We start from the raw sequence: 23272 nt of genomic DNA, 5'->3' as shown, positions 1-23272 counted from the left end.
CTTGAGGAAAGTGAAGCACCATGACTGAAACCCTGACAGCAACGGACCCGTTCATCGTGGCTGGAGTCCCGCTGGGCTCCCGCCTGATCATGGGCACGGGCGGCGCGCCCAGCCTTGACGGGCTTGGCGCCGCGCTGGTGGCCTCCGGCACCGAACTGACCACCGTGGCCATGCGGCGCTACGCCCCGGGCAGCGGCGGCAGCGGCGGCACGAACCTTTTTGAGCTGCTGGTCGAGAACAACATCCGCGTGCTGCCCAACACCGCCGGCTGCTTCACGGCCCGCGAGGCGGTCATGACGGCCGAACTGGCGCGTGAGGCGCTGGAGACGGACTGGGTGAAACTGGAAGTCATCGCCGATGAGCACACCCTACTGCCGGACGCCGTCGAACTGGTCGAGGCCACCGAACAGCTGGTGAACCGCGGCTTCAAGGTCTTTGCCTACACCAACGACGACCCGGTGGTGGCCCTGCGGCTGGAACAGCTGGGCGCTGCCGCCGTCATGCCGCTGGGCGCCCCCATCGGCACGGGGCTGGGCATCCTGAACCCGCACAACATTGAACTGATCGTCTCCCGCGCGTCAGTCCCCGTGGTGCTTGACGCCGGCATCGGGACCGCCTCCGACGCCGCACTGGCCATGGAACTGGGCTGTGATGCCGTGCTGCTGGCCACAGCCGTGACCCGGGCGCAGGACCCCGTGCGCATGGCCGAGGCCTTCAAACACGCCGTGATCGGTGGCAGACTGGCATCACGGGCCGGGCGCATTCCCAAGCGGGCCCACGCCTTGGCGTCCTCCGCCATGGAGGGCCGCCCGGACCTTTAGACCGGAATCTTGAAGGAGCCTGCCGTGGCCGCGAACGATGCTTTGACCCGCCCCGAGATCGACGCCGAGCTGGCCTCCCTGCCTGACTGGACCCTGGGCCTTGGTGCCTTGCGCACGGCACTGAAGTGCCCGACGTCGGCCGCGGCACTGGAGCTGTTTGCCGCGATCGGGGCGCTGGCGCAGGAAGCCAACCACCACCCCGACGTCGACTGGCGCTACGACACCTTGTTTGTGGCCCTGACCTCCCATGACGCCGGCTCCAAGGTGACCGCCCGGGACGTGGCCCTTGCGCGGGCAATTTCCGCTGCGGCGTCAGAGGCCGGCGCGGCGGCCCGTCCGGAGTTGCTGCACACAGTGGAAATTGCCATTGACACGGATGATGCGGACGCAATTTCAGAGACGTGGCGCGCCGCGTTGGGCTACCGCAAGGCGGAGGACGGTGCGCTGGTGGACCCGTTTGGCCGCGGACCGTCCGTGTGGTTTCAGCAGACGGCCACGCCCAATGTCAACCGCTTCCACCTGGATGTGACCGTGCCGTACTCGCAGAGCCCGGGGGTGCTGTCCGCCGTCGAAGCCGCAGGGGCTTCGCTGGACCACGGCGCTGCGCCGCGCTTCGTCATTGCCACGGATGCGCAGGGGAACCGGCTGTGCGTGTGCACGGAGGCGGGCCGCGGCGCCTAACCCTGGCGGGAATTAGTGCATCGCCAGGATTTCGTTGGTCCGCGCAACGGCCTTCGCGTGCCGGGTGCGCCCCACGTAGCCGGCCACGGCCGACGCCACGGCCCCGCCCACCACCATCGACAGGATCCAGGGGATCCAGGCCGTGGCGGGGGAGGTGTCGAGGCGCAATGCCATGGTGGCCATCCAGACCAGCTCGGCGGCAACCACGGCGGCGCCGGCCGGCAGCAGTGCCCCAAAAGTGGTCCGGTGCTTGTCAACGCCCCAGGCTATGGCACCAAAGGCACCGGCCGTCAACGCAATGATGACCAAGGCAACCATGAGTGGTCCTCTTTCCTGGAAGGAGTATGAAGCCTAAAAGGCCTACAGTGCGCCGAAACCAACCCGGCGGGCCTCTTCGGCGCCCAGTTCAACATAGCCCAGGGCGTTGCCCGGAACAATGACGATGCGGCCCTTCTCATCCTTGAGGCGCAGTTCGGAGCCCTTGGCCAGGGCTTCCGAGACCAGTGCGGCAATGTCTTCTGCCGACTGCTCCGAATCGAGGACAATTTCGCGGGCGATGTTTTGGATGCCGATCTTGATTTCCACAGGTGTCTCCTCGGTGCAAACGTGCAAAATGAAAGTACAAGCAAACTCTATGCCGACGGGAGCTGCGGTTCCTTGGGGAAGCGGCTAATTCCGCGCCAAGCTAAACGGTAGACCAGCTCGCTGGCCACTTCGATGTCCAGGTCGCCGTTGGCTTCGAGCCAGTAGCGGGCGCTGACCTGCGCCATTCCGGCCAGTGCACGGCCCAGCAGCGTGGCTTCAAGGTGGGCCAGCTTGGTGTCCTCGGCAATGACCCCGGCAATGGCGTCGGCGTAGTCCGAATTGAACTTTTCCAGCCGTGCGGCCACATCGGGGTCGTTGACCAGGTCCGATTCAAACACCAGCCGGAAAGCCTGGTCGTCCTTGGCCATGAAATGAAAATACGCCTTCATGGTGGCCTGCACGCGCAGCTTGTTGTCCGAGGTGGAGTTCAGTGCGGCAAGCAGCATGGTGGTCAGGGATGCCAGATGGCTGTCCAGGAGGGCCAGGTAGAGCTCGCGCTTGCTCGGGAAGTGCTGGTACAGCACGGGCTTGCTGACCTTGGCGGCCTCGGCAATTTCATCCATGGCGGCGCCGTGGTAGCCGTTGTGGACGAAAACTTCCAGGGCCGATGCCAACAGCTGCGCCCGGCGCTCGTCACGCGGCAGTCTGGGGAGCGGGGCACGGCGGGTGTTGTGCTCTCCGGGGGAGGCGTCCAAAGTCATCGCGAGAGCCTTTCACTCAATTCCTCCCCATATGACCTTGCGGGAAGGATCCCTGCCATTCTACCTGTGGGTAACAATCCTTTCCGACCAGGCCGGACTATCGTATTAAGCATGGTTTCCCTGATCCAACAGCTCACCCCCACCCGTGCGGCCTCGCTGCCCCCGCTGGTGGAGCCCGGCCCTGCACTGAGCAGGGAGGAAATGGAGCGGTATTCCCGCCACGCCCTCATTCCTGAGATCGGCCTGGAGGGCCAGCAGCGACTGCGGAACGCCCGGGTGCTGGTCATCGGCGCCGGCGGGCTTGGCTCGCCCGCCTTGCTGTACCTGGCCGCCGCCGGGGTGGGCACCCTGGGCGTCATTGACGACGACACCGTGGAACTGAGCAACCTGCAGCGCCAGGTGATCCACGGCGTCTCAGACATTGGCCGCACCAAGCTGGAATCCGCCCGCGACGCCATCCTTGAACTGAACCCTGGCGTGAACGTGGTGCTGCACCCCGTCAGGCTGGATTCCTCCAACGCCCTGGAGCTCTTCAGCAGCTACGACGTCATCCTGGACGGCGCGGACAATTTCTCCACCCGCTACCTTGTCAACGACGCCGCGGCACTGCTGGGCAAGCCCTATGTGTGGGGCTCCATCCTGCGCTTCGACGGACAGGTCAGCGTGTTTTGGGAGAAGCACGGCCCCAACTACCGCGACCTCTACCCCGAGCCCCCGGCGCCCGGCACTGTCCCCTCCTGCGCCGAAGGCGGCGTGTTCGGGATGCTGTGCGCGTCCATCGGCGCCATGATGGTGACCGAGGCCGTCAAGCTCATCACCGGCATCGGCCAGACACTCCTGGGCCGCCTCCTCATCTTTGACGCCCTGACCGCCCGCTGGCGTGAAATCCGCATCGCCAAGGACCCCGCGGCCGCCCCCATCACGGAATTGATTGACTACGACTTCTTCTGCGGGCTCCTGCCCCAGGGCGCGGAAGAGGACCGCAACGAGCTCATCTCCGCGGACCGGCTCGCCGCCCGCCTGGCCAAGAGGGAACGGGGGGAGGACTCCTTCGTGCTGGTGGACGTCCGCGAGCCCGTGGAATTTGCCATCGCCCGCATTCCCGGTTCCGTGCTGGTGCCGGTGGGCGGGATCAAGGACGGCACCGCACTGAAGGACATCCCCCGGGATGTGCCGCTGGTTTTGCACTGCAAGTCCGGGGGGCGCTCAGCGCAGGCCCTGGCGAGCCTGAAGGCCGCCGGATATGCCGACGTCGTGCATCTTGACGGCGGGATCGACGCGTGGTTGGCTGGCGACAAAAGCCGCGCAAGCGAATAGTTTGGCAGAAGCCACCCGCCACAAGGGGAGTCACATGATCCACCGTTTGCACGAAGACACCCCGCAGCAGCCCATCGGCTCCGGCTGGGGCCACGACACCGAGGCCGCCGAAGTGCTCGACGGCGTGGACCTGGCCGGGTGCGACGCCATTGTCACGGGAGGCTATTCGGGCCTGGGGCTGGAGACAGTGCGCGCACTTGCCGACGCCGGGGCCCGCGTGGTGGTGCCCGCCCGCCGCCCCGCCCATGCCCGCACCGTGCTGGCCGAGGCAGGACTGGGCTCCGTGGAGGTTCGGGCCATGGACCTGGGCGACCAGCAAAGCGTGAAGGCCTTTGCCCGCGGCTATGTTGATTCCGGCCGGAGCCTGGACATCCTGGTCAACAACGCGGCCATCATGGCATGCCCGGAAACCCGGGTGGGGCCCGGCTGGGAGGCACAGTTTGCCACGAACCACCTGGGCCACTTCACGCTCACCAACGGCTTGTGGCCTGCCCTGGCCGACGGCGGCGCACGGGTGGTGTCGCTGTCCTCCACGGGCCACAAACGGTCCGGCATCCACTTTGACGACCCGCAGTTCACGCACGGCTACGACAAATGGGAGGCCTACGGCCAGGCCAAAACGGCGAACAGCCTTTTTGCCGTGGAGTTGGACAGGCTTGGACGGGACCACGGGGTCAGGGCGTTTGCTGTGAACCCGGGAGGCATCATGACCGGGCTGCAGCGCCACCTGGCCCGTGAGGAGATGGTGGCCGCCGGCTGGATGGATGAATCCGGAACCCTCCGCCAGGGGTTTAAGACGCCCAAGCAAGGCGCGGCAACGTCTGTGTGGGCCGCCACCTCGGCCGAGCTGGACGGCAAGGGCGGGGTGTACTGCGAGGACTGCGACATTGCCCGTCCCACAGACCCGGAATCGCCCCTTGCACGTTTTGTCGGGGTGGACGCGCACGCCGTGGACAGTGAATCCGCGCGAAAGCTGTGGGAGCTTTCAGCGAAACTGACCCGGGTCAACGCCCTGGGCTGACGGGGTGCCGAGGGTCGCCATTTGCGCACTCTCGGGTGATCCGGGGCCCGGATCGAGCCGTCCGGCGTTCGCTGGCGCCGCGAGTCAGCAGGGATGGCGACTTACGGCCGGGCTAAGTCGCCATCGCTGCTGACTGAGCGGGTGGTCGGAGCCGCGCATCGGTGATTCGGCCGTCGACGACTGTCGTGGACAGCCACATCTGTATTTTCTCGGGGTCCGCCCGGGCTGCCGGCACGCCACTGTCGGTTCGATGGTGCAGCTCCTGCGTGCTGGTGGTGGTGCCGGGATTCGATGGTGCAGCTCCTGCGAGTTGGTGGTGGTGCCGGGATTCCAAAGAGCAGCTTCTGCGGGTTGTGTACCGAAGTGGTCGCAGGTGCTGCACCACCGATTGTCGTGGGCCATCCCGCGGCCGCCCGGCCCTCGAGTCAGCAGGGATGGCGACTTACGGCCGGGCTATGTCGCCATCGCTGCTGACTGGCCGTGTGGTCGGCGCCGCGCATCGGAGATTCGGCCGTCGACGACTGTCGTGGACAGCCTCATCTGTACTTTCGGGATCCGCCCGGGCTGCGGGCGCACCATGGTCGATTCGATGGTGCGGCTCCTGCGGGTTGTGTACCGAAGTGGTCGCAGGAGCTGCACCTCCGATCGTCGTGGAAGCCAACGCTGTACTCGCTGCTCGACAAGCGGGGCGGCTCGACCACCGGGTCTCGACGCGCTCGCAGGGCTCGCTGCTCGACCACCGGCGCTTGCTTCTCGACCACTGCAAGCGAGGCTGCGTCAGGCGCTGGCCGACTCGCCGCCGTCGTGCGTCATGGCGAGCTTTTCCTCCGCGGCAGCCTGGAGTCCGGCCGGCTCGACCTTCAAGCCATAGAGCGCGTCCAGCGCCGACAGGTAGCTTTCGGCGTCCCCTGCCGCCGCCAGCTCCTTCGCCCGCACCGTGGGCACATGGAGGAGCTGCTTGACCATGCGTCGCATGGCGAACTCCACCTCGGCCGTGGCCGCGGTGCAGCCGTGCTGCTGGCGGATCTTGGCAATTTCGTCATCCAGCACGGCCATGGTGTGGCGGCGCAGGGCCACGATGGCGTGGTCCAGGGACCGTGCATTTTGGGCCTGCTCGAAGCTTTCCGCGGCGCTGGCCACCAGGGCGGCGGCCTCGGACAGGGTTTCCTGTTGCTCCGCCGGGGCGGCCTGGCGGACGGTCTCCAGGGTCAGCAGGTCAACGCCCGGCAGGTCCGCCACGTCGGGGGCAAAATCGTGGGAGAGAGCCAGGTCTATCGCGGTCAGCTGGGCCGATCCGCCGGGGCGCAACCCGGCCAGGTCCGCAGCCGCGAGCTGCTGCTCGGAGCCGCTGCAGCCCACCAGCAGGTGCGCCTCGGCCAGCGCGCCCGGCAAGGTCTCCTCGCTCAGCGCCGTGCCGCCGCGTGAGGCGGTGAACGTTTCCGCCCGGCCGGAGATGGAATATACGCGAATGTCAGTGCAGCCCCGCTGGGCCAGCTGGGCCATGGCAGCCCCTGCGTAGGCACCGGTGCCAAAGAGGACCGCAGTCTTGCCGGCCAGCGAGCGGACGTCCTGGAGGTCGGCCGCCAGTTCCAGGGCCACCGAGACAATGGACATGCCGCGGCGACCCAACGCCGTCTGGGCGCCGACTTCCTTCGCGGTCTTCGAGGCGGCCTGGAACAGGCGGACCAGGGCGGGCGTGCTCACCCCGGCGTCCTGGGCCGTGCTGAGGGCCCGGCGCACTTGGCCGGCAATTTCACGCTCTCCCACGACGGCGGAATCCAGGCCGGTGCTCACGGCGAACAGGTGGCGCGGAACGGCGGGGCCCTCCTGGGTGGCGAGCGCTTCGGCAACCTGGTGTTCGGCCAGCCCGGAGTGGGCGCTGACGGCGGCCACGATGCTCTGGCGGGCGTCCTCAACCTCCTCGGCGCTGCGGGCCTGCGCATACAGTTCGTAGCGGTTGCAAGTGGCGAGCGTGACCAGCCCGGCCACGGCATTGTTTCCCGACACCACCTCAGCACTGACCGCCGCAGCACCTGCGCTGAGGCGGGCAACGGTTTCCAAGTCAATGTTGGAGTGCGAGGCTACGAGAGAGAAAAGGACCACAATTCCAATATCGTAGACCCTTTACATGTGAGTTTATGGACAGGATGACCTAATTTGTCACCAAAGGGCTGTGATGCTCCTTACCCGGCTGCGGCCGTTCCGCCCCTGAATGCGGCCCCGGGCGGACAAGTTGTGCACAAACGCCTCCCGGTTTCCCTCTGTATGGTGGTGCCATGACACTGAGCCCAAACCATCCGCTCATGGACGGCCGCACCTCCGATTCGCCCCTGATCACCGCCTACCGCGGCGGCACGCCGAGCCGGCGCCCCGTCTGGTTCATGCGCCAGGCCGGCCGCTCACTGCCCGAATACCGCGAGCTGCGCGTGGGCACCACCATGCTGGAATCATGCCTCAAGCCCGAAATGGCCTCGGAGATCACCCTGCAGCCCGTGCGCCGCCATGACACCGACGCCGCCATTTTCTTCTCCGACATAGTCATCCCGCTCAAGCTGGCCGGCGTGGGCGTGGACATTGTCCCCGGCGTGGGCCCCGTTTTGGACCACCCGGTGCGCACGGCCGCCGACGTGGCCGCCCTGCCGGAACTGACGGACGAATCCCTGGACCCCATCCGCGAGGCCGTGGCCCTGACCGTGGCCGAACTGGGCAGCACCCCGCTCATCGGCTTTGCCGGCGCACCTTTCACCGTTGCCGCGTACATGGTGGAGGGCCGCCCCACCCGCGACCACCTGGGCCCGCGCACCATGATGCACGCCGACCCCGACGTCTGGAAGGGGCTCATGGACTGGGCTGCCGACGCCTCCGGCAAGTTCCTGCGTGCCCAGATCGAGGCCGGTGCCAGCGCGGGCCAGCTCTTCGACTCCTGGGCGGGGTCGCTGGGCCTGGCCGACTACACCAAACATGTGGCCCCGGCGTCGTCCCGGGCACTGGACCATGTCCGCGGGACGGGCGTGCCGCTGATCCACTTCGGCACCGGCACCTCCGAGCTGCTCGGGGCCATGCACGACGTCGGCGTGGACGTCATGGGCGTGGACTACCGGCTGCCGCTGGACGAGGCCAACCGCCGGCTGGGCGGCACCGTGCCGCTGCAGGGCAACATCGACCCGGCCCTGCTCAGCGCCCCGTGGCCGGTGCTGGAGGCCCATGTCCGCGAGGTGGTGGCGGCAGGTTCCGCAGCGCCCGGCCACGTGGTGAACCTGGGCCACGGCGTGCCGCCCGAGACGGACCCGGCCGTGCTGACCCGCGTGGTTGAACTGATTCACTCGATCGAGCCGTAACACGAGCCCGCAAGGAGGCCCCATGCCCGAACACCAGCACACCCCGGCGCTGCATAGCACCGCGCCCCGCCGAGCTGCCGTGGTGGGCGGGGGGATCTCAGGACTCCTGGCGGCCCTGGACCTGCAGGCGGCCGGCTGGCAGGTGGGCGTATACGACGCCGCAGCCTCCTGGGGCGGGTGCGTGGGGGTCCACGAGGTGGCCGGGGTGGAGCTGGACAGCGGGGCTGAATCGTTCGCCACGCGCAGCACAGCCGTGGCCGAGCTGGCCGAAGAGCTGGGGCTGGCCGGGAAGATCGTCACCCCGGACCCCGCCGGCGCCTGGGTGTGGCTGCCGGACGGCCCGGTGCCTCTGCCCCGCACCGGCATCCTGGGCATCCCGTCGGACCTGCATGCACCCGAGGTGCGGGCGGCCCTGGGCGCCTCCGGGATCCTGCGGGCCACCCTTGACGCCAAAATGTCCGCCAGCGTGGGCACCACCGAGGCCGTCTTGAGCGTGGCGGAGCTGGTCCGGGCCCGCATGGGCCGTCGCGTGCTGGAACGCCTGGTGGCGCCCGTGGTGGGCGGCGTGCACTCCGCCGATCCGGAAGTCCTGGACGTGGACATGGTGGCGCCGGGCCTGCGCGCCGGCATCCGCGAGCACGGCTCACTGGCAGCCGCCGTCGCAGCCCTGCGGGCCTCCGGTTCCAAGCCCGGTTCCGCCGTGGGCGGGCTCGACGGCGGCATGCACACCCTGGTGGCCGCCCTGGTGGAAAGGCTCCGGGCCAACGGTGTAGCGCTGCATTCCGGCCACGCCGTGACACGCATCAGCCGGCCTGCCAAGTCCAGGCACGACGCCGGCGCCCCCGTCCCCTGGACCGTGGACTGGGAGGCGGGCCGGGACAGCGGCTCAGAGTCCGTGGACGTGCTGGTGGTGGCCACCGACGGCCCCACGGCCGTCAAGCTGCTCGCCGCCGAGGTGCCGGAACTGCTGCCCTTTGCCCCCGCCCCGGGGCCGGACATCCGCCTGGTCACGCTGGTGGTGGACGTGCCGGAGCTGGACTCCAAGCCCCGCGGCACGGGCATCCTCGTGGCGCCGCAGGTGGAGGGCATCTCCGCCAAGGCGCTGACCCACGCAACGGCCAAATGGGACTGGCTGGCCGATTCCACCGGGCCCGGCACCCACGTGCTGCGGCTCTCCTACGGGCGGTCCGGGGTGGCGGCGGCCGATGCCGTCCGCCTGACCGCGCGGCCCGTGGACGGTGCGGCGCTGACCGCCACGGCGCTCGCAGACGCCAGCACCTTGCTGGGCGTGCCCATCACCGACGCCGACGTCCTGGGCTCCGACATTGTCCGCTGGAGGGGCGCACTGCCGTTTGCCGCCGTCGGGCATCAGGGCCGGGTGGCGCAGATCCATGCGCTGGCGCAGCAGCAGCCAGGGCTGGTGCTGGCGGGCGGCTGGATGTCCGGGAACGGGCTGGCCGCCGTGGTGGCCGGCACGCGCCGGCAGGTCCGGGCCCTGGTGGACGCCGCCACGGAGTGACGTTCGCCACTTTCTACGTCATGTAGAGAAGCTGGGTTTCCTGTTTGCGTCCCCCAGGGTGCACACTGGAACCCATGAGCCACACTTCTGCCGAATCTGTCACCAAAACTTCCGAGCCCGACGCTGCGCAGGCCACGCCGTACACCTTGTGGACCGTGTTCAAGCGCACCGGCACCTACACCGGCGGCGAAGGCGCCGCAGCGGCCTTCGAGGAGCTGGCCTCCACTTTCGCGGCCCGGAACATCACCCTGCGCGGAGCCTACGATGTCTCCGCCATGCGCAGCGACGCCGACATCATGGTGTGGCTGGTGGGCGCCCAGCCCGAAGCCCTGCAAAAGGCCGTGCGCGACATCCGCCGCACGGAACTGTTCTCCGCCACCGAAATCGCCTGGTCCGCCATGGGCGTGCACCGTGAAGCCGAGTTCGCCAAGAGCCACGCCCCCGCGTACATGGGCACCAAGGAGCCCAAGGGCTGGGTGTGCGTGTACCCGTTCGTGCGTTCCTATGACTGGTACATCCTGCCCGCCGAGGACCGCAGCCGGATGCTCCGCGACCACGGCATCCTGGGCCGCGACTTCCCGCAAGTCCTCTCCAACACGGTTGCCGCGTTCGCGCTGGGTGACTGGGAGTGGCTGCTGGGCCTGGAATCCGACGAGCTGACCGACCTGGTGGATATGATGCGCCACCTGCGCAGCACCGACGCCCGCCTGCACGTGCGCGACGAGATCCCCTTCTACACCGGGCGCCGGATCAGCGCAGCCGAGGTTGCAGAGGTCCTCCGATGACCGCAGCCCCCCACGCCGGGCTGGACCCTTCGCTGCTGATTGCAGCGCCCGCCGAGTACGACGCGATCCTGCTGGCCTCCTTTGGCGGGCCCGAGGGCCAGGATGACGTAATCCCGTTCCTGCGCAACGTCACGCGCGGGCGCGGCATCCCGGACGAGCGCCTCGAAGAGGTCAGCCACCACTACCGCGCCAACGGCGGCGTCAGCCCCATCAACGCCCAGAACCGCGCCCTGAAGGCTGCCCTGGAAGCCGAGCTGGCCGCCCGCTCCATCAAGCTGCCGGTGCTGTGGGGCAACCGCAACTGGGACCCCTACATTCCCGCCGTGCTGCAGGAAGCATACGACGCCGGACACCGCCGCCTCCTGATGGTCACCACCAGCGCCTACTCCTGCTATTCCTCCGACCGGCAGTACCGCGAGGACATCGGCATGGCGCTGGCCTCCACCGGCCTGGACGGCAAGCTGGCAGTTGACAAGGTGCGCCAGTACTTTGACCACCCCGGCTTCGTCAGGCCGTTCCTTGAGGGCACCGCCGTCTCGCTGGCGAAGGTCCGTGCCGAACTGGCCGCCGCCGGCACGCCCGAGGCGCCGGTCCACGTGCTGTTCTCCACCCACTCCATCCCCACCCGGGACGCCGAGGCCGCCGGCATGTCCGACGACGAACCGCGCACCTTTGAGGGCGGTTCCGCCTACGTGGCCCAGCACCTGGCCGTGGCACGGACCGTGATGGCCGCCGTCGAGCCTGCTGCCGTTGAGGGCGCCGACTGGTCCCTGGTGTACCAGTCCCGCTCCGGCGCCCCGCACGTGCCGTGGCTGGAACCGGACATCAACGACGCAATCGCGGACCTGGCGGCTGCCGGCACCAAGGGCATCGTGGTGGTGCCGCTGGGCTTTGTCAGCGACCACATGGAAGTTGTCTGGGACCTGGACACGGAGGCCGCGGAAACGTGCGCTGAACTGGGCCTGGCCTTTGACCGCGCACCGACCCCCGGCACGCACCCGCTGTTTGTCTCCGGCCTGGTGGACCTGGTCTGCGAACGTACCGTGGCGAACCACATCGCCGACCGCCCCGCCATGACGGACCTGGGCCCCTGGTACGACATTGCCCCGGCCGGGGACTCCCGCAACTTCCGCGGTGAGAAGCCCCCCATCGCCGAACACGGCAGCACCGTGGGCCTGGCACCCGCCAAGGCTGTACTGGCAGAGGGCGGCTCCGCCACGCATGTCTGAGACAATGGCTACTGTGAAAATTGGAACCCGCGGGAGCAAGCTGGCCCTCAGCCAGACAGGGCAAATTACCGAACAGCTCAAGGCTGTGGGCGGCTTTGAGGCGGAGATTGTCCCGGTCAGGACCGACGGCGACGTCCTGACCGGCCCGCTGTCCCAGATGGGCGGCACCGGCGTTTTTGCCGCCGCCCTCCGCGCCGCCGTGCTGGATGGCGGCGTGGACGTTGCCGTGCATTCCCTCAAGGACCTGCCCACCGCTGCCGTGCCGGGCCTGGCGCTGGCCGCCATCCCGGTGCGCGCCGATTCGCGCGATGCCCTGTGCTCGCGCGGCGGCGTCACGCTGGCGGAGCTGCCCGCGGGTGCGTCCGTCGGTACGGGCTCCCCGCGCCGCGCCGCGCAGCTGCTCGCCGCCCGGCCGGACCTGAACATTGTGGACATCCGCGGCAACGTGGACACCCGGCTGGGCCGCGTGGCCGGCCTGTCCGGCAACGCAACTGCCGAGGTGGTGCCGGGGAAGACGGGCGACCTCGACGCCGTGGTCCTTGCCGCCGCGGGTCTGTCCCGCATAGGCCGGCTGGACGCCGTGACGGAGTACCTCGAGCCCGACGTCATGCTGCCCGCACCCGGCCAGGGCGCCCTGGCTCTGGAATGCCGCACTGCCGACACGGTCCTGACCGGCGTCCTCGGCCAGGCGCTGGCTGCCGTGGATGACCACGACACCCGCCTGGCTGTCACCGCCGAGCGCGCCCTCCTGGCACGCCTCGAGGCCGGCTGCAGCGCCCCCGTGGGGGCGCTCGCCTGGCGGAAGGGCTCCATGCTGTACCTGGAATCGGTGGTCTGCTCGCTCGACGGCACCCGGTCCCTGCGCCTGAAAAAAGCCACCGACGGCCTCACCACCGTGGGCGCCACCCTCCTGGGCATCGACCTCGCCGAGGAACTCCTCGCCGGCGGCGCCGCGGACCTGGCAGATTTGTCCGGCTCCGGGAAATGACGGGGGAGCTCGCGGGGCTCCGCGTGGCCGTGACGCGCAGCCGGGACCGGGCCGGTGCATTGGCCGCTGCCCTGGCAGCCGCCGGTGCCGAGCCCGTGCTGGTGCCGCTCATCGACTTTGAGGTTGGAGATAACCACCTCCTCGGCGCCTCGCTGAACCGCCTTCGGGCCGGCGAGTACGCCTGGCTGGTCATCAGCTCCATCACCACGGTGCGCGCCCTGAAACAGTGGTGTGAGGCTGAAGGGACGGTGCTGGCGGAGCTGGTTCCCCCCGGTACGCGGGTGGCGACCATCGGGCCCACGTCCGTTGCCGTGTTGGCCGCCGAGGGCATCCACGCCGAACTGGCGCCCGTGGACGTGCAGTCCGCTGCCGGGCTGGTGGCCCTGTGGCCCGGCTTTCCTGCGGACGACGGCGGCCCGGACCGGGGCGGCAACGCCCGGGTGCTGCTGCCACAGTCCAACCTGGCCGAGCCGACGCTCGCTGACGGCCTCGCAGCGAAGGGCTGGACGCCGGAAACAGTCACGGCGTACCGGACCGTTGACTACCCGGCAGACCCGGCGTTTCGGCTGACGGCCGCGCTGGCGCATTCCCGCCCGGAACCCGGTTCCGGCAGCTACCCCCTGCTCACCCCGGCCGAAGCGGCAGGGGAGGTGCGCGCGGGGGCGGTCAACGCCGTCGTGCTTGCCTCGGGAAGCGCTGCGCGCAGGGTTGCAGCAACCCTGTCGCCGCTGCCGGAATCCTGCCTGGTTGTGGCGATCGGGCAGCCCACGCGGGCCGAGGCCGAGAGGCTGGGCCTGCGCATTGCCGCCACGGCCGAACACCCCACGCCCGCAGGAATCGTGGCCGCCCTGGCTGCGGCCGTGCAGCAATCCGCCCCCAGCACCACAGGAGAGATGAAATGAGCTTCCCCCAGCACCGCCCGCGCCGGCTGCGCACCACCGCGGCCATGCGCCGGCTGGTCTCCGAATACCAGCTGGCCCCGGCCGATTTGATCCTGCCCGTGTTCATCCGCGAGGACCTGAGCGAACCGCGCACCATTTCCTCCATGCCGGGCGTGGTGCAGCACACCACCGAATCGTTGCTCGCCGCAGCCCGGGAGGCCGTGGAGCTGGGGCTGGGCGGCATTATGCTCTTCGGCATTCCGGCCGTCCGCGACGCCGCCGGGACCGCCTCGCTGGACCCGGACGGAGTGCTGAACAGGGCCATTCGGGATGTCCGTGCCGCTGTGGGGGACGCCCTGGTGGTCATGAGCGACCTGTGCCTGGACGAATTCACCGACCACGGCCACTGCGGCGTGCTGGCCCCCGACGGCTCGGTGGACAATGACGCCACCCTGGAGATCTACGCCAAGATGGCCGTGGCGCAGGCTGCGGCTGGCGCGCACGTGGTGGCGCCCTCGGGCATGATGGACGGGCAGGTGGGCGTGATCCGCGATGCGCTTGATGCCGCCGGATTCACCTCGGTGTCCGTGCTGGCGTACGCGGCGAAGTACGCCTCCGCGTTTTACGGCCCGTTCCGCGAAGCCGTGGATTCCCAGCTGCAGGGCGACCGGCGGACCTACCAGATGGACCCGGGCAACCGCCGCGAGGCCCTGCACGAGGTGGAGCTTGACCTGGCCGAAGGCGCCGACATTGTCATGGTGAAGCCCGCCATGAGCTACCTGGACATCCTCGCCGACGTGGCCGCCATGAGCCCCGTGCCCGTGGCTGCCTACCAAATTTCGGGCGAATACGCCATGATTGAGGCCGCCGCCGCGAACGGCTGGATCAACCGCCGCGCCGCCATTGAGGAATCGGTGCTGAGCATCAAGCGGGCCGGCGCCACCATGATCCTGACATACTGGGCGGCCGAGCTGGCCGGCTGGCTCCGCAACAACTGACCCATCCGATTCCCCACTTTTACGCCAAGGACCTTTTCATGACCAGTTCGCAGGAACTCTTCGACCGCGCCAAGACCCTCATGCCCGGCGGGGTGAACTCGCCAGTGCGCGCCTTCGGCTCCGTGGGCGGCACCCCCCGCTTCATGGTCGATGCCAGGGGCCCGTACATCACCGACGCCGACGGCCGCGAATATGTGGACCTGGTCTGCTCGTGGGGGCCGGCGCTGCTGGGGCACTCGCACCCTGACGTGCTGGCCGCCGTTCACGCCGCCGTGGACCACGGCCTGAGCTTTGGCGCCTCCACCCCTGCCGAGAGCGAACTGGCCGCGCTGGTCAAGGACCGCGTGCCCGGCGTGGGGCACCTGCGCATGGTCTCCACCGGCACGGAGGCCACCATGACCGCCGTTCGCCTGGCCCGCGGCTTCACGGGCCGGGAGCTCATCATCAAGTTCGCCGGCTGCTACCACGGCCACCTCGATTCGCTGCTGGCCGCAGCCGGCTCCGGCCTGGCCACCCTCGCCCTGCCCGGTTCCGCCGGCGTCACCGCCGCGACGGCTGCGGAAACGCTGGTGTTGCCGTACAACGACCTCGCCGCCGTCGAGGCCGCCTTCGCCGCGCACGGTGACCGGATCGCCGCCGTCATTACCGAGGCCGCGCCCGCCAACATGGGCGTGGTGACCCCTGCCGAGGGCTTCAATGCCGGGCTGTCCCGCATCACCACGGAGCACGGGGCGCTGCTGATCCTGGACGAGGTCCTGACCGGATTCCGTGTGGGCCCGGCCGGATACTGGGGACTGACGGGTTCCTCCGAGGGCTGGACGCCGGACCTGTTCACCTTCGGCAAGGTCATTGGCGGCGGGCTTCCGACGGCGGCCCTGGGCGGCCGCGCCGACGTCATGGACTATCTGGCGCCCCTGGGCCCCGTCTACCAGGCCGGCACCCTGTCCGGGAACCCTGTGGCCATGGCAGCCGGCGTGGCCACGCTTCGGGCGGCCACCTCATCCGTCTATGAGACCGTGGACGCCCGCTCGCTGGAACTGTCCGCCGCCGTGTCCGGTGCCCTGGCGGCGGAGGGCGTGGACCACTCCATCCAGCGCGCCGGGAACTTGTTCTCAGTCGCGTTTGGCACTTCTGCGAACGGCGTGCACAACTACGCCGACGCCCAGGCCCAGGACGCGTTCCGCTACGCGCCTTTCTTCCACTCCATGCTGGATTCCGGGATTTACCTGCCGCCGAGCGTGTTCGAGGCCTGGTTCCTTTCCGCCGCGCACGACGATGCCGCCATGAACCGCATTTTTGCGTCCCTGCCGGCAGCGGCGAAGGCTGCGGCTGCCGCGACGGCATAATTTTCGGCATCGGGGCCGGGGAGGACTGTCCGCAGCGGTGGCGGATGGCGACAACGTGGGCCCGGGATCGGCTCAAACGCGGTCCAGCACCTGCCACGGCCCCTCGGGAAGCTCGACGGCGATGCGGTCGCCTGCGCGGACGGGCCCGCCCCGGAGCACCACTCCCATGATGCCCGCCCGCCTCACGATGCCGCCGTCGTCGTTCCTCCCGACCAGCTCCCTCAGCAGGCCCGGCTGGAAGTCCTCAATCTGGGAACAGGGGTTCCGGAGTCCTGTCACTTCAACCACGGCGCGGCCCCCGATGTGCAACAGGGCGCCGCGCGGCAGGGTCAGCACGTCAAGCCCGGCGGTGGTGATGTTCTCCCCCAGGGCGCCCGGATCCACCGTGAAGCCCCTGCCTGCCAGCCAGTCGAAAAGTTCCCCGTGCATGAGGTGGACCTGGCGCAGGTTCGGCTGGGTCGGGCCAGCACGCACCCGGGACCGGTGCTGGACGGTCCTGCCGCAGTGGGCATCCCCTGCCACGCCAAGCCCTTCCAGAAGCTCTATGGCGGCAGCCAGCGGCTTGCCAAAACGGTGCTCCCTGTCCCGGTGCACGGCCACCACCCGCGGCGAATCATTCACGCTGCCAGCCTAGCCGCCCGCCTTCACCGTCAGCACTTTCAGCGCCGCGGCATTGATCTCGGCGGCAAAGGCCGGGTTGGCGCGGGCCAGTGCCAGGACCGCGCCGTACATGTAGGGGATGGCATTGGGATTGGCGCACAGGAGCATGGTGCCGCCGGCGTTGAAGAAGTTGTTGGACCGCACGCCCCAGCTCCACGGGGACAGTTGCGCGGCGTTGCACAGGTCGTCGGAAACAATGACGCCGGTAAAGCCGAGCTGCGAGCGGAGCATGGTGCGCATGACAATGGTGGAGAACGGCGCGATCTTGCCGGGCCGGGCATCGATCCTGTCGTAGTAGGCGCTGGAGACCATGATGTAGCGCACGCCCCCGGCAATGGCATTCCTGAACGGCAGCAGGTTGGGATCGTTGATGGTGGTCTGGGTGTCGTGCACATTGCCTGTCACGTCCGTATTGCCCGTGACACGCCCCAGCCCCGGGAAGTGCTTGGCCGTTGGCATGACGTACCCGGCCCTGATCCCGGCCAGGAAGGCATTGCCCTTGGCGGAGACGGCCTGCGGCGTATACCCGTATTCGCGCTGGAAGTATCCGATTGGCGCGTTGTAGGTTGCAAAGGCCTGGGTGACCGTGTCTAAAACAGGGGCCAGGTCAACCTTGACGCCTGCCCACCGCAGTTGGTTTCCCCAGTTTCTGGCATCCGCCGCCAGCGTGGACGCGGAGAGCGTGCCCTGGGACAGCGCCGTCGGAATTCTGGAGAAGCCGGGGCCATTGAGGACCTGGACGTAGCCGCCCTCCTGGTCGGTGGCCACCAGCATGTATTCATTGTCCGTGGTGGCCGCAGACACGGTGCCCGTCATCCGGTCCACCACTGCCGCCGTCGCACTGATCCCGGCATAGCTGCGCCCGGCCAGGTAGACGTTGCCCACATGGTCCCAGCTGAGCACGTTCATGGTGGCCTGGCTGGCCCCGGTGGCATTGGCTGCCACCATGAAAAGCTGGCCCACGCGCTGGCCCATCGTCATCTGGGCAAGGTGCTGGGCTGGAGTCAGCGCCGCCGTGCTGGCAGACAACGGCACGACGCCGGCCAGGCCGGCTTGGGCAGGCGCCGCACCCAGGAGCGGGGTTGCGGCGAGCAGGGCCGCAACGAGCGCCATGGTCTTGAAGGGGGCGTGCTTGGGGTGGTGGTGCATGGCGCACTCGGCTTGGCTAGAAGGAATCTATAGCCGGAAATTCTACTCCGCATCGGGCCCGTCGACATTGGATAGGGCCCGTCGACATTGGAGATAACCACCCAACCCCAACGGCGGCGGAGGTGGTTATCTCCAATGTCAACGGAAGGCCGGGCGGGAATCAGAGGACGTCGGAGAGGAAGCCCTTGAGCCGGTCGGTCCTCGGCTCGGTGAAGAGCTGCTCGGGCGAGCCGGTTTCCACCACCACGCCGCCGTCCATGAACGTGACGGTGTCGGAGACGTTGCGGGAGAAGCCCATTTCGTGCGTCACCACCACCATGGTCATGCCGCCCTTGGACAGGTCCGTCATGAGCGCCAGGACGCCCTTGACCAGTTCCGGGTCCAGGGCGGAGGTGGCCTCGTCAAAGAACATGACCTCCGGCTCCATGGCCAGGGCGCGCGCAATGGCCACGCGCTGCTGCTGCCCGCCGGAGAGGTTGCCCGGGCGCACGTCCGCCTTGTGCTTCAGTCCCACCATGTCCAGCTGCTCCAGGGCCTTGGCGCGGGCCTGGTCCTTGGGGAGCTTGCGGAGCCGGCGGAGCGCGAACGCCACGTTTTCCACCACGGTCTTGTGGGGGAACAGGTTGAACTGCTGGAACACCATGCCGATGCGCCGGCGGAGTTCGTCCGGGCTGTCCTTCAGCACGGACTTGCCGTCCAAAAGGATGTCGCCGGCATCGGGTTCGATCAGCCGGTTCATGACGCGCAGCAGGGTGGACTTGCCCGAACCGGACGGGCCGATCACGGACGCGGTGGTCCCCTGGGGCACATGCAGGTCGATGCCCCGCAGCACGTGGTTGGAACCGAAGGACAGGTGGACGCCCTTGGCGGTCAGGGACCCGGGGTCAAACTTGCTCATGCAGATGCTCCCTTCCCGACGACGGCGGCCGCCGTGTCAGGTTCCTTCGGCTTGTTGCCCGTGCGCAGGCGGTTGTCGATGTAGTTGACCAGGTGGGTCAGCGGGATGGTCAGCGCCAGGTAAAAGATGGCCGCCGCAACGTAGGGGGAGAGGTTGCCGCTGCGGGCCGCCGCATCCTGGCCGATCTGGAAAAGCTCCCGTTCGGAGGAGAGGAGGCCCAGGGTGAACACCAGGGAGGAGTCCTTGATGAGCGCTATGAATTGGTTCATGAGCGCCGGCAGAACCCGCCGGATGCCCTGGGGTACCACAATGGAGCGCATGGAGGCGCCGTAGCCGAAGCCCAGCGCCCGGGCGGCCTCCAGCTGGCCCTTGTCCACGCTCTGGATGCCGGAGCGGAAAATCTCGCCAATGTAGGCCGCCGCCATGAGCGACAGGGCGGCCACGCCCATGGGGTAGGGGCTGTTGCTTCCCGTCAGTTCACGGAAAATCGGGCCAAAGCCCAGGCCGATCACCAGGATGGTCAGGACCGCCGGGAGTCCACGGAACACATCCGTGTACGCCCGGGCGGCCCACCGGGCCACGAGATTACGGGAGATGCCCATGAGTGCCAGGATCAGCCCCAGGACGGTGCCAATGGCACCGGAGGCCAAGGCCAGGACCACCGTGTTGGGCAGGCCTACGGCAAACAGGCTGGGCAGGACCTCGGCGATCTGGTTCCAATCAAGGAACGTCTCGCCGAGTCGGTTCAAGTAATCCATGTGGACCCGCTACTTCTTTCTGGCCGGTCTCTACTTGGCCGGGATCTTGACGGACTTGCTGCCCGGCTTCCAGCCTTCGGGGGTCTGCTGGGCGGCGGTGGTGCGGTCCGTGTACCACTGTGAGGTCAGCTTGGTCCACGTGCCGTCGGCAATGACGGCGTCCAGGGCCGAGTTCAGTGCGTCCATCAGCGGCTTGTTGTCGGTGGCCACGGCGTATGCGGTGAAGTTCTGGGTGTTGAGCTTCTTTTCCACGATCTTGGTGCCGTCGCCCGGCTTGACCTGGCCCGTGGCCTGCTGGGACGGGGCCACCCAGGCGTCAACCTGGCCGCTCTTCAGGCTGGCAAACACGGTGTTGTAATCAGGGAAGGAAACCGGGTCGATGCCCAGGGTGTTCTTGACGTAGTCTTCCTGCACGCTGCCCGAAACCACGCCAATGCGCATCCCGGCCTTCAGCCCGGCGAAGGTCTGGACCTTGGCGTCATCCTTGGTCACCAGCGCCATGTAGCCGAAATCGTAGCCGTTGGTGAAGGCAACAGTCTGGCGGCGGGCGTCCGTGGTGGAGATCGAGGAGGAGCCGACGTCGAACTGCTTGTTCTTGACCTGGCTCAGCAGTGCCTGGAACTTGGTGGAGGCAAACTCAATCTTGAGCCCCAGCTTGCCGGCCATGGCGCGCAGCAGCTCGTTGTCGTAGCCGGTGAACTTGCCGTCCTTGTCGATGAAGATGTTGGGCGGGGCGTCGGAGAGCGTGCCAACCTTCAGGGTGCCGGGGGTGATCAGCCCCAGCTTGCTGGTGTCAATCTTGTCCAGCGCCGTGACCGACTCGGTCGTGTACTTGCTGGTGTGCTGCTGGTCGGCACCAGCCAGGGCGTCGGTGGACTTGGCCGAGCTGCCGGTGGTTGCGGCGCCGCCGCAGGCCGCCAGGGAAAACGCCAGTGCGACGGCGACCGGCACGGTGGTGAGCCACTTCAGGGCTGAATTCTTCATCAAGCAATCACTTTCATAGACGTGCCCGACCCGTAGATGCGCGGGAGGGTTTCACAGGTGTGGGGAGTGCACGGTGAATCCGGTGAAGCTTCATAGCAGATCTCAACCCACGAAACTAAATTATGTCATCCGGACGCCCAGGATGGCGGAGGCGAACAAGTGCGTCATAAAAGTGCGATTTGCCGAAGCTGTGGGGGATGATGCGGGCGCAGAGTGGACCGAGGTCCGGGCAAAGCGGTCCGAACGCCGCAGGAGCGGCGTGGGTGCGGGGCAGTGGAGGCTGTGAATTGCCTGTGTGATTTAGCTCATGGCGGTGCCGCGGTCCGCATCTTACTAGGGCAGCACGGGCCAATCGCCCTCGATGACGGCTGCAGGGTCCTTCACACGGCGTAAATATTGCTGGAAGTCGGCAGCCTGCTCGCGCGCCCAGCCCACCTGGGCCGTGTGCAGCTCGGCGGCATCAAGCCGCAGGGCGCTGTATTTCGCGGCGAGGGCGTCGGCCAGCCGGAGCGTGGCTTCGGCGTCGGCGGCGGAGGTGTGGGCGTCGTCGAGCGTGATGCCGTATTCCTCGCAGAGGGCCACCAGCGTGCGGCTGCCCTTGCGGAACCTGTCCACGTGCTTGTTGCAGATGAAGGGGTCAATGACGGGTGCCGCAGCAATCTGGGCGAGCCCGTGGCGGCGGGCCTCCTGGGCAAGCACCGTGAAGTCATAGCTGGCGTTGAAGGCGATGACGGGGATGTTGTTCTTGAACAGTGTGTCCAGGACCGCGCCCACTTCCGCCGTGACCACATCCCCCGGCTGGCCGTGTTCGCGCGCGTGCTCCGTGGTGATGCCGTGGATGGCGGCGGCCTCCTCCGGGATGTCCATTCCCGGGTCGGCCAGCCATTCATACGTCTCCGCGACGGCCCCGGAGTCGTCCACCATGACAATGGACGCCGTGACAATCCTGGCCTCACGGGGGTCCTTGCCCGTGGTTTCCAGGTCAAACGCGGCCCGGGGGTGCATGCTCCAACTAGTCATGCCCTTACGCTACCTGCTGGGGCCGACACAATTGCCGCCGGGGCCGTGACGCGGGCCCCGCTGTGGACAACTACGCTGGAACCATGCGTGCTGAGTATGTTGAAGCGGTCCTGGACGTCGTGGAGCTGATCCCGGCCGGGCAGGTCCTTTCCTACGGGGACATTGCGGCACTGCTGGAAAGCGGCGGGCCGCGGCAGGTCGGTTCGGTCATGTCCCACCACGGTTCGGCGGTGCCCTGGTGGCGGGTCATCCGGGCCGCCGGGCTGCCTCCCGTGTGCCACGACGCCAAGGCCCTGGTCCACTACCGCGAGGAGGCAACGGCACTGCGCGGGGAAACGGGCGGGGAGCGCCCGTCCTGGCGCGTGGACATGGCACTGGCCCGCTGGAACCCGAGCGAGCCGGAATTTGACGCCATCGACGCCATCGCCGCCCGGCTCCATGCCGCCGTCGGGCCTGCCGCGGCGCCTGAAGCGGGGCCTGCGGCAAAAATGTCGGTGCCCCGTGATGGACTGCAGGCATGAGCACGCTACACACCCAGGGCGCCGCGCACGCCCTGCCCCGCCTGACCCTCGTGGCGCCCACGGGGTCCCAGCTTCCCGCGCCCGCCCCCAGCCCCGACCAGCAGGCCGTCATCGGTCTGGCGCCCGGCTCCGGCCCCGTCCTCATCTGGGGTGCGCCCGGCACCGGCAAGTCCACGGTACTGGTGGAGGCCGCCGTCAAGCGCATGGAGCACGACGGCGTTGATCCGGCAGGTGCCCTCCTGCTGGCCCCGTCGCGGCTGGCAGCTGCCAGGCTCCGCAATGCCTTTAGCGCCCGGCTCACGCGCAGCCTGAGCACCTCGCCGGCCCGCACCTGGTCCTCCTATGCCTTTGACCTGCTGCGCCGGGCCAAGGTGGAGGGGCGGATGCCGTACGTCGACGGCCCGCCGCGGCTCATGAGCGGGCCGGAGCAGGACCTTATCATCAAGGACCTGCTGGCCGGCCACAGGATGGGCCTGGGCAGGCTGCCAGGGTGGCCGCCGGACCTCGCGGGCGCCCTCGACACGCGCGGCTTCCGCCAGGAGGTGCGCCAGCTCTTTGACCGCGTCATCGAGTATGACGTGGCCCCGGACCAGCTGGCGGAGCTGGGCCGGGAAAACGCACGCCCGGACTGGGTGGCCGCAGCGTCCCTCTACCAGGAGTACCGGGACGTGGTGGACTGGGGAAAATCGGGCTCCTTCGACCCCGCCGGGATCATCACGGCCGCCGCCACGCTGCTGCGCAACGACGCCGAATTCCTCGAGGCCGAGCGTGCCCGCCTACAACTGGTGCTGGTGGACGACATCCAGGAAGCCAACCGCTCCGTCCACGAGCTCCTGGCACTGGTGGGCGGCGGCAAGGACATCCTGGTCACCGCCTCGCCGGACACCGTGGTCCAGGGCTTCCGCGGCGCCCGCCCGGACCTCGTCGGCACGCTGCGGGAGTCCCTGGCCGGGGACGGGGTGCCGGTGGCCGAATTCACCCTGTCCACCTCGCACCGGCTGACCCCGGAACTGGCCAAGGCCTGGACGGGAGTCGTGGACCGCATCTCACAAAGCCGCGGCGGGCACCGGGC

The 23272-nt window shown here is 68.5% G+C and carries 24 protein-coding genes; 14 read left to right on the top strand and 10 right to left on the bottom strand.

What is annotated here, in order from left to right:
* Positions 1-20 precede the first annotated feature (20 nt).
* A complete protein-coding gene (locus LPN03_RS14855) occupies positions 21-821 on the top strand; it encodes a thiazole synthase (protein ID WP_165181983.1) in 801 nt (266 codons plus the stop codon).
* A 24-nt stretch (positions 822-845) separates the two neighbouring features.
* Positions 846-1502, top strand: a complete 657-nt coding sequence (locus LPN03_RS14850; RefSeq protein ID WP_262454830.1) for a 4a-hydroxytetrahydrobiopterin dehydratase — start codon at positions 846-848, stop codon at positions 1500-1502.
* Between the two features lie 12 nt (positions 1503-1514).
* On the opposite strand, the gene LPN03_RS14845 is transcribed toward LPN03_RS14850, so the two are convergent.
* Genes LPN03_RS14845 through LPN03_RS14835 form a run of 3 tightly spaced genes read right to left on the bottom strand, consistent with a single transcriptional unit; the run spans position 1515 to position 2788 of the window.
* The gene (locus tag LPN03_RS14845; RefSeq protein ID WP_262454829.1) at positions 1515-1820 is read right to left on the bottom strand and encodes a hypothetical protein; all 306 of its coding nucleotides are present in this window, start codon (positions 1818-1820) and stop codon (positions 1515-1517) included.
* Between the two features lie 42 nt (positions 1821-1862).
* On the bottom strand, positions 1863-2087 hold the full coding sequence (locus LPN03_RS14840; protein ID WP_165181980.1) for a DUF3107 domain-containing protein: 225 nt from the start codon (positions 2085-2087) through the stop codon (positions 1863-1865).
* Positions 2088-2134: 47 nt separating this feature from the next.
* Positions 2135-2788 carry a TetR/AcrR family transcriptional regulator gene (locus LPN03_RS14835; RefSeq protein WP_165181979.1) on the bottom strand — a complete coding sequence of 218 codons (654 nt, stop codon included), beginning with the start codon at positions 2786-2788 and terminating at the stop codon, positions 2135-2137.
* A gap of 111 nt (positions 2789-2899) precedes the next feature.
* Between LPN03_RS14835 and moeB the strand changes: the two genes are divergently transcribed.
* Both moeB and LPN03_RS14825 read left to right on the top strand, forming a co-directional pair.
* Complete coding sequence (moeB, locus tag LPN03_RS14830; protein ID WP_262454828.1) at positions 2900-4105, top strand: molybdopterin-synthase adenylyltransferase MoeB; 1206 nt, start codon at positions 2900-2902, stop codon at positions 4103-4105.
* A gap of 34 nt (positions 4106-4139) precedes the next feature.
* Positions 4140-5126 (top strand): SDR family NAD(P)-dependent oxidoreductase, encoded by a 987-nt coding sequence (locus tag LPN03_RS14825; RefSeq protein WP_165181977.1) that lies wholly within the window; start codon positions 4140-4142, stop codon positions 5124-5126.
* A gap of 777 nt (positions 5127-5903) precedes the next feature.
* Here LPN03_RS14825 and LPN03_RS14820 read toward each other — a convergent pair.
* On the bottom strand, positions 5904-7229 hold the full coding sequence (locus LPN03_RS14820; RefSeq protein WP_165181976.1) for a glutamyl-tRNA reductase: 1326 nt from the start codon (positions 7227-7229) through the stop codon (positions 5904-5906).
* 173 nt (positions 7230-7402) lie between these two features.
* Here LPN03_RS14820 and hemE point away from each other — a divergent pair, with 173 nt between their 5' ends.
* From hemE to hemL, 8 genes are all read left to right on the top strand, one after another.
* The gene (hemE, locus tag LPN03_RS14815; RefSeq protein WP_165181975.1) at positions 7403-8464 is read left to right on the top strand and encodes a uroporphyrinogen decarboxylase; all 1062 of its coding nucleotides are present in this window, start codon (positions 7403-7405) and stop codon (positions 8462-8464) included.
* Between the two features lie 22 nt (positions 8465-8486).
* Positions 8487-9983, top strand: coding sequence for a protoporphyrinogen/coproporphyrinogen oxidase (locus tag LPN03_RS14810; protein ID WP_165181974.1), 1497 nt, complete (start codon positions 8487-8489; stop codon positions 9981-9983).
* A 74-nt stretch (positions 9984-10057) separates the two neighbouring features.
* The gene (gene hemQ / locus LPN03_RS14805; RefSeq protein WP_262454827.1) at positions 10058-10768 is read left to right on the top strand and encodes a hydrogen peroxide-dependent heme synthase; all 711 of its coding nucleotides are present in this window, start codon (positions 10058-10060) and stop codon (positions 10766-10768) included.
* The gene (locus tag LPN03_RS14800; RefSeq protein ID WP_262454826.1) at positions 10765-11997 is read left to right on the top strand and encodes a ferrochelatase; all 1233 of its coding nucleotides are present in this window, start codon (positions 10765-10767) and stop codon (positions 11995-11997) included. Before hemQ ends, LPN03_RS14800 begins: the two co-directional genes overlap by 4 nt.
* A 4-nt stretch (positions 11998-12001) precedes the next feature.
* Entirely contained in the window at positions 12002-12985 is a 984-nt protein-coding gene (gene hemC / locus LPN03_RS14795; RefSeq protein ID WP_262454825.1) for a hydroxymethylbilane synthase, read from the top strand.
* Positions 12982-13887 carry a uroporphyrinogen-III synthase gene (locus tag LPN03_RS14790; protein ID WP_262454824.1) on the top strand — a complete coding sequence of 302 codons (906 nt, stop codon included), beginning with the start codon at positions 12982-12984 and terminating at the stop codon, positions 13885-13887. Before hemC ends, LPN03_RS14790 begins: the two co-directional genes overlap by 4 nt.
* On the top strand, positions 13884-14864 hold the full coding sequence (hemB, locus tag LPN03_RS14785) for a porphobilinogen synthase (RefSeq protein ID WP_262454823.1): 981 nt from the start codon (positions 13884-13886) through the stop codon (positions 14862-14864). Before LPN03_RS14790 ends, hemB begins: the two co-directional genes overlap by 4 nt.
* A 38-nt stretch (positions 14865-14902) precedes the next feature.
* On the top strand, positions 14903-16210 hold the full coding sequence (gene hemL / locus LPN03_RS14780) for a glutamate-1-semialdehyde 2,1-aminomutase (RefSeq protein WP_165181964.1): 1308 nt from the start codon (positions 14903-14905) through the stop codon (positions 16208-16210).
* 72 nt (positions 16211-16282) lie between these two features.
* Here the strand turns inward: hemL and LPN03_RS14775 are convergent, their stop codons facing one another.
* The 6 genes from LPN03_RS14775 to LPN03_RS14750 all read right to left on the bottom strand — a co-directional run bounded on the left by LPN03_RS14775 (position 16283) and on the right by LPN03_RS14750 (position 21679).
* Positions 16283-16831: an MOSC domain-containing protein gene (locus LPN03_RS14775; protein WP_262454822.1), complete on the bottom strand. Its 549-nt coding sequence runs from the start codon at positions 16829-16831 to the stop codon at positions 16283-16285.
* 9 nt (positions 16832-16840) lie between these two features.
* Complete coding sequence (locus LPN03_RS14770) at positions 16841-18019, bottom strand: glycoside hydrolase family 3 N-terminal domain-containing protein (RefSeq protein ID WP_262454821.1); 1179 nt, start codon at positions 18017-18019, stop codon at positions 16841-16843.
* A 160-nt stretch (positions 18020-18179) separates the two neighbouring features.
* On the bottom strand, positions 18180-18917 hold the full coding sequence (locus LPN03_RS14765; RefSeq protein ID WP_262454820.1) for an amino acid ABC transporter ATP-binding protein: 738 nt from the start codon (positions 18915-18917) through the stop codon (positions 18180-18182).
* Entirely contained in the window at positions 18914-19675 is a 762-nt protein-coding gene (locus LPN03_RS14760) for an amino acid ABC transporter permease (protein ID WP_262454819.1), read from the bottom strand. The genes LPN03_RS14765 and LPN03_RS14760 overlap by 4 nt, the downstream gene beginning before the upstream one ends.
* Before the next feature lie 30 nt (positions 19676-19705).
* Positions 19706-20659, bottom strand: coding sequence for an ABC transporter substrate-binding protein (locus LPN03_RS14755; protein WP_262454836.1), 954 nt, complete (start codon positions 20657-20659; stop codon positions 19706-19708).
* 333 nt (positions 20660-20992) lie between these two features.
* On the bottom strand, positions 20993-21679 hold the full coding sequence (locus LPN03_RS14750) for a 3'-5' exonuclease (protein WP_262454818.1): 687 nt from the start codon (positions 21677-21679) through the stop codon (positions 20993-20995).
* Between the two features lie 83 nt (positions 21680-21762).
* Between LPN03_RS14750 and LPN03_RS14745 the strand changes: the two genes are divergently transcribed.
* Complete coding sequence (locus LPN03_RS14745; protein ID WP_262454817.1) at positions 21763-22200, top strand: MGMT family protein; 438 nt, start codon at positions 21763-21765, stop codon at positions 22198-22200.
* A partial coding sequence (locus LPN03_RS14740) for a UvrD-helicase domain-containing protein (RefSeq protein WP_262454816.1) occupies positions 22197-23272 on the top strand: 1076 nt, incomplete at its 3' end. The genes LPN03_RS14745 and LPN03_RS14740, both read left to right, overlap by 4 nt.

The sequence above is a fragment of the Arthrobacter sp. A2-55 genome, assembly GCF_025548615.1.
Lineage (GTDB): Bacteria > Actinomycetota > Actinomycetes > Actinomycetales > Micrococcaceae > Specibacter > Specibacter silviterrae.
Note: the sequence above shows the minus strand (reverse complement) of the source record. Positions and strands in the feature narration are given on the sequence as shown.

What these genes read in the sequence shown, in the direction of transcription:
- LPN03_RS14755 (WP_262454836.1), bottom strand. Translation starts at nt 20,659, where the DNA reads ATGAAGAATTCAGCCCTGAAGTGGCTCACCACCGTGCCGGTCGCCGTC.
- LPN03_RS14770 (WP_262454821.1), bottom strand. Translation starts at nt 18,019, where the DNA reads ATGCACCACCACCCCAAGCACGCCCCCTTCAAGACCATGGCGCTCGTT.
- hemB (WP_262454823.1), top strand. Translation starts at nt 13,884, where the DNA reads ATGAGCTTCCCCCAGCACCGCCCGCGCCGGCTGCGCACCACCGCGGCC.
- LPN03_RS14760 (WP_262454819.1), bottom strand. Translation starts at nt 19,675, where the DNA reads ATGGATTACTTGAACCGACTCGGCGAGACGTTCCTTGATTGGAACCAG.
- LPN03_RS14845 (WP_262454829.1), bottom strand. Translation starts at nt 1,820, where the DNA reads ATGGTTGCCTTGGTCATCATTGCGTTGACGGCCGGTGCCTTTGGTGCC.
- hemC (WP_262454825.1), top strand. Translation starts at nt 12,002, where the DNA reads ATGGCTACTGTGAAAATTGGAACCCGCGGGAGCAAGCTGGCCCTCAGC.
- hemE (WP_165181975.1), top strand. Translation starts at nt 7,403, where the DNA reads ATGACACTGAGCCCAAACCATCCGCTCATGGACGGCCGCACCTCCGAT.
- LPN03_RS14835 (WP_165181979.1), bottom strand. Translation starts at nt 2,788, where the DNA reads ATGACTTTGGACGCCTCCCCCGGAGAGCACAACACCCGCCGTGCCCCG.
- LPN03_RS14745 (WP_262454817.1), top strand. Translation starts at nt 21,763, where the DNA reads ATGCGTGCTGAGTATGTTGAAGCGGTCCTGGACGTCGTGGAGCTGATC.
- hemL (WP_165181964.1), top strand. Translation starts at nt 14,903, where the DNA reads ATGACCAGTTCGCAGGAACTCTTCGACCGCGCCAAGACCCTCATGCCC.
- LPN03_RS14750 (WP_262454818.1), bottom strand. Translation starts at nt 21,679, where the DNA reads ATGACTAGTTGGAGCATGCACCCCCGGGCCGCGTTTGACCTGGAAACC.
- LPN03_RS14810 (WP_165181974.1), top strand. Translation starts at nt 8,487, where the DNA reads ATGCCCGAACACCAGCACACCCCGGCGCTGCATAGCACCGCGCCCCGC.
- LPN03_RS14765 (WP_262454820.1), bottom strand. Translation starts at nt 18,917, where the DNA reads ATGAGCAAGTTTGACCCCGGGTCCCTGACCGCCAAGGGCGTCCACCTG.
- moeB (WP_262454828.1), top strand. Translation starts at nt 2,900, where the DNA reads ATGGTTTCCCTGATCCAACAGCTCACCCCCACCCGTGCGGCCTCGCTG.
- LPN03_RS14855 (WP_165181983.1), top strand. Translation starts at nt 21, where the DNA reads ATGACTGAAACCCTGACAGCAACGGACCCGTTCATCGTGGCTGGAGTC.
- LPN03_RS14790 (WP_262454824.1), top strand. Translation starts at nt 12,982, where the DNA reads ATGACGGGGGAGCTCGCGGGGCTCCGCGTGGCCGTGACGCGCAGCCGG.
- LPN03_RS14800 (WP_262454826.1), top strand. Translation starts at nt 10,765, where the DNA reads ATGACCGCAGCCCCCCACGCCGGGCTGGACCCTTCGCTGCTGATTGCA.
- hemQ (WP_262454827.1), top strand. Translation starts at nt 10,058, where the DNA reads ATGAGCCACACTTCTGCCGAATCTGTCACCAAAACTTCCGAGCCCGAC.
- LPN03_RS14825 (WP_165181977.1), top strand. Translation starts at nt 4,140, where the DNA reads ATGATCCACCGTTTGCACGAAGACACCCCGCAGCAGCCCATCGGCTCC.